The sequence below is a fragment of the Protofrankia sp. Cr1 genome (assembly GCF_963555865.1).
Lineage (GTDB): Bacteria > Actinomycetota > Actinomycetes > Frankiales > Frankiaceae > Protofrankia.
The window spans coordinates 5,259-8,387 of sequence record NZ_CAUVXO010000231.1; the positions used below are offsets into that span (position 1 = coordinate 5,259).

At 69.4% G+C, this 3,129-nt stretch carries 3 protein-coding genes and 1 tRNA gene; 1 reads left to right on the plus strand and 3 read right to left on the minus strand.

All coding sequences use genetic code 11. The annotated features are described in order from the left end of the window. The 3 genes from lysA to U9980_RS17190 all read right to left on the minus strand — a co-directional run. Positions 1-1,102: diaminopimelate decarboxylase (gene lysA / locus U9980_RS17180; RefSeq protein WP_416210301.1), on the minus strand; the 1,102-nt coding region annotated here is incomplete at its 3' end. A 44-nt stretch (positions 1,103-1,146) separates the two neighbouring features. Then, positions 1,147-2,223: a DALR anticodon-binding domain-containing protein gene (locus U9980_RS17185; protein WP_322768844.1), complete on the minus strand. Its 1,077-nt coding sequence runs from the start codon at positions 2,221-2,223 to the stop codon at positions 1,147-1,149. A gap of 92 nt (positions 2,224-2,315) precedes the next feature. Beyond that, positions 2,316-2,705 carry a response regulator transcription factor gene (locus U9980_RS17190; RefSeq protein WP_322748072.1) on the minus strand — a complete coding sequence of 130 codons (390 nt, stop codon included), beginning with the start codon at positions 2,703-2,705 and terminating at the stop codon, positions 2,316-2,318. 73 nt (positions 2,706-2,778) lie between these two features. Here U9980_RS17190 and U9980_RS17195 point away from each other — a divergent pair. Further along, positions 2,779-2,850, plus strand: a tRNA-Arg gene (locus U9980_RS17195). Positions 2,851-3,129 lie beyond the last annotated feature (279 nt).

Below are 3,129 nucleotides of genomic sequence, written 5' to 3' on the forward strand. Positions count from 1 at the left end.
CGATCACGTCACCGGACTCGCAGTGCTTGCCGACCAGCGTGACCACGTGCGGCACGGCCGCGCTGTGCCGGGAAACCAGACGGACAGCGTAACGCGCATCATACAGTGCGGTGCGGATGTTGTCGCTCATACCACCGTCGACGCTGACATAGGTACGCAACCCGGGCAGTTCCTTGACCGTCCCGACCTCATACAGTGTGATCGCGCTCGGACCGCTGATGGCCCGGCCCGGTTCGACCGCCAGCCGCGGGACGGCGAGCCCGGCCGCTGCACACTCCTTGCCGACGATCGTGCGGAGCCGGTCGGCGACGTCCGCGACATCGAGTGGCGCGTCCTCGCCGGTGTAGGCGATCCCCAGGCCGCCGCCGAGATCGAGCTCGGGCAGTTCGACACCGTGGGCATCGCGAACGACGGCCAGCAGCCCCACCATACGATGGGCGGCCAGCCCGAATCCGGCGGTGTCGAATATCTGCGAACCGATGTGCGCGTGCGTCCCGACGAGCTCAAGGTGGTCGGACGCGGCCAGCACCCGTCTGATCGCCTCGGCCGCCGCGCCGCTGGCGAGCGAGAAGCCGAACTTCTGGTCCTCCTGCCCGGTGGCCACATAGTGGTGGGTGTGGGCCTCCACTCCCGGAGTGACCCGGACGAACACTCGCTGACGCACGCCGGCCTGCGCGGCCACCGCCGCCAGGCGGGAGATCTCCACGAACGAGTCGACGACGATCCGCCCGACGCCGTAGGCGACCGCCCGCCGCAGCTCGGCGATGGACTTGTTGTTGCCGTGGAAGAGCAGCCGTTCGGGTGGAAAACCCACCGCCTCCGCAACGCCGAGCTCACCGCCCGTGCAGACATCCAGCGAGAGCCCTTCGGCGGCGACCCATCGGGCAATCGAACGCGACAGCAACGCCTTACCCGCGTAGTAGACATCGCCGTCGGTGAAAGCCGACCGCCATGCCCGGCAACGCGCCCGGAAGTCATCGGTGTCCAGGATGTAGGCGGGCGTGGCGAACTCGGCCGCGAGCGCGTCCACCCGCAGCCCGCCGACCCGCAGCACACCGTCGGCGTCCACGGCTGCGGACGCCGGCCACAGCGCGTCCTCCAGCTGATGCCGGCCCTGGGCGGGAGAAACCTCGTCACGCACAACAGTCACATCCTCGTCGGAGCTGACACGCCCAGCAGCCGCAGGCCGTTCGCGAGGACAATCCTGGTCGCGTCGGCGAGGAGCAGCCGTGCTCCGTTGCGGGCCCCCGCCTGCTCGTCCCCCTGTGGCAGTACCCGGCAGGCGTCGTGGAAACGGTGATAGGTACCGGCGACTTCCTCGAGGTAACGCGCCACCCGGTACGGCGCTCTGCGTCCGGCCGCGGTCTGCACGACCCTGGGCAGTTCGCCGAGCGCCAGCAGCAGATCACCCTCGCGTGGATGGGTCAGCGCCGACACCTCGGCGTCCTCGACATCCAAGGAGAGTCCCAGCTCCCCGGCGTTGCGCAGCAGGGCGCAGATCCGGGCATGGGCGTAGCGAACCTGGAATGCCGGGTTGTCGTTCGTCTGCCTGGCAAGGAGGTCCAGGTCGAGGGTGAGGGCGCGGTTGAGGGGGACACGAACGAGCCAGTAGCGGGCGGCGTCCGCGCTGACGGCGTCCACCAGCTCACCGATCGTGAGAAAGGCCCCGACCTGCACCGGCGCCTCCACCGGCTCACCGCCGCGGGTGAGCGACACCGGCGCCCCGACCATCGCCTCGTCGCAACGGTCAGGCGGCTGCGGATGGCGAACCGCATCGAGCAGCATGGCCGATGCGTCCGCCACGGCCGCCCGGCGCGCCGACGCAAGAGTCGCCGACGCAGGGATCGCCGTTGCAAGGGCCGCCCGGCCATCCGCAGCCGATCCACGGCCATAGTCACCACCCGTCCGCACGATGGTGCGGGCGATCTCCCCGACTGCCCCGCCAGCCAATCGGATGTTGAGGAAGCCTGACCCGGCCACGTCCACACCGGCCACTGCCCGCTCCTGGCGCAGCCGACCCGCGACCGCCTCGGCGACCTCGCGCGGTGGGCGCCGCGCCGAGCGGGCAAGGCGCAGCGCGATCGGCGTGGCATAGTCACCATGATCGAAAAATCTGGGCCGCTCGACCGTCACCACCGCGGGAATCACCACGTCAAGCTCACCGTCCGCGATCAGCTGCCCGACGATGCCCCGCACGGTTTCCGCGAGGTCGTCGGGGGTCATGGCGCGATGCTATCGGTGTGGGGCGAGCGAACCGTCGCCACCGATCACCGCAGTGTCGACAACGGACGGCCGGTGGCACAACGGCTGACATCTCAGACGGTCTGGCCATGACCGGCCAGGCGACGCACTACCCCGATCAACTCGTCCGGGTCGAACGGCTTGGTGAGGTAGTAGTCGACGCCGAGGCGGTCCCCGCGCCTGAGATCGGCGGCCTGCGCGCGGGCCGACAACAGGATCACCCGGATATCCGCGGTCTCCGGGTCGTCGCGAAGGCGGGCGACCACGTCCCAGCCGTCGAGGTGGGGCATCATGACGTCCAATGTGATCACATGCGGGGCGACGTCCCGCACCCGCTCGAGGCAGTCCAACCCGTCGATCGCAGTGTGCACCTCGAAGCCCTCCAACTCCAGGTTGACCACCACGAGCTGACGGATCACCGCGTCGTCGTCGACGACGAGAACGCGTGGGGGGTCGCGGTACACATCGGGAGCTTACGGCGAGCCGACTGCCTGACCAGCGCCACGGTCCTGGTACGGTATGACTGCTTGCCCTGAAGCCCCCGTAGCTCAGGGGATAGAGCACCGCCCTCCGGAGGCGGGTGCGCAGGTTCGAATCCTGCCGGGGGCACGTTCGTGGGACCAGCCGAAACGGTCTGCGACCAGGACAAACCCATTCTGCTTCCCTCCCTCCGGAGTCCGGTGCTGTACGGCCGGCACCGGGGCGCTACGGCCCTCTCTGCCAAATGGGCGCCCAACTATCCGGCGGCAGACCGGCCCAGTCCAAGAGCTTCTTCGACGCGTGCCCGCATCGCGGCCCCTCCCCTGTCGAGGCACTTCACGTAGATCCTCAGCAGGATGTCCACGGAGTGACCGGCCCACTCGGCCACGTCAGTTGGTGGTATCCCGG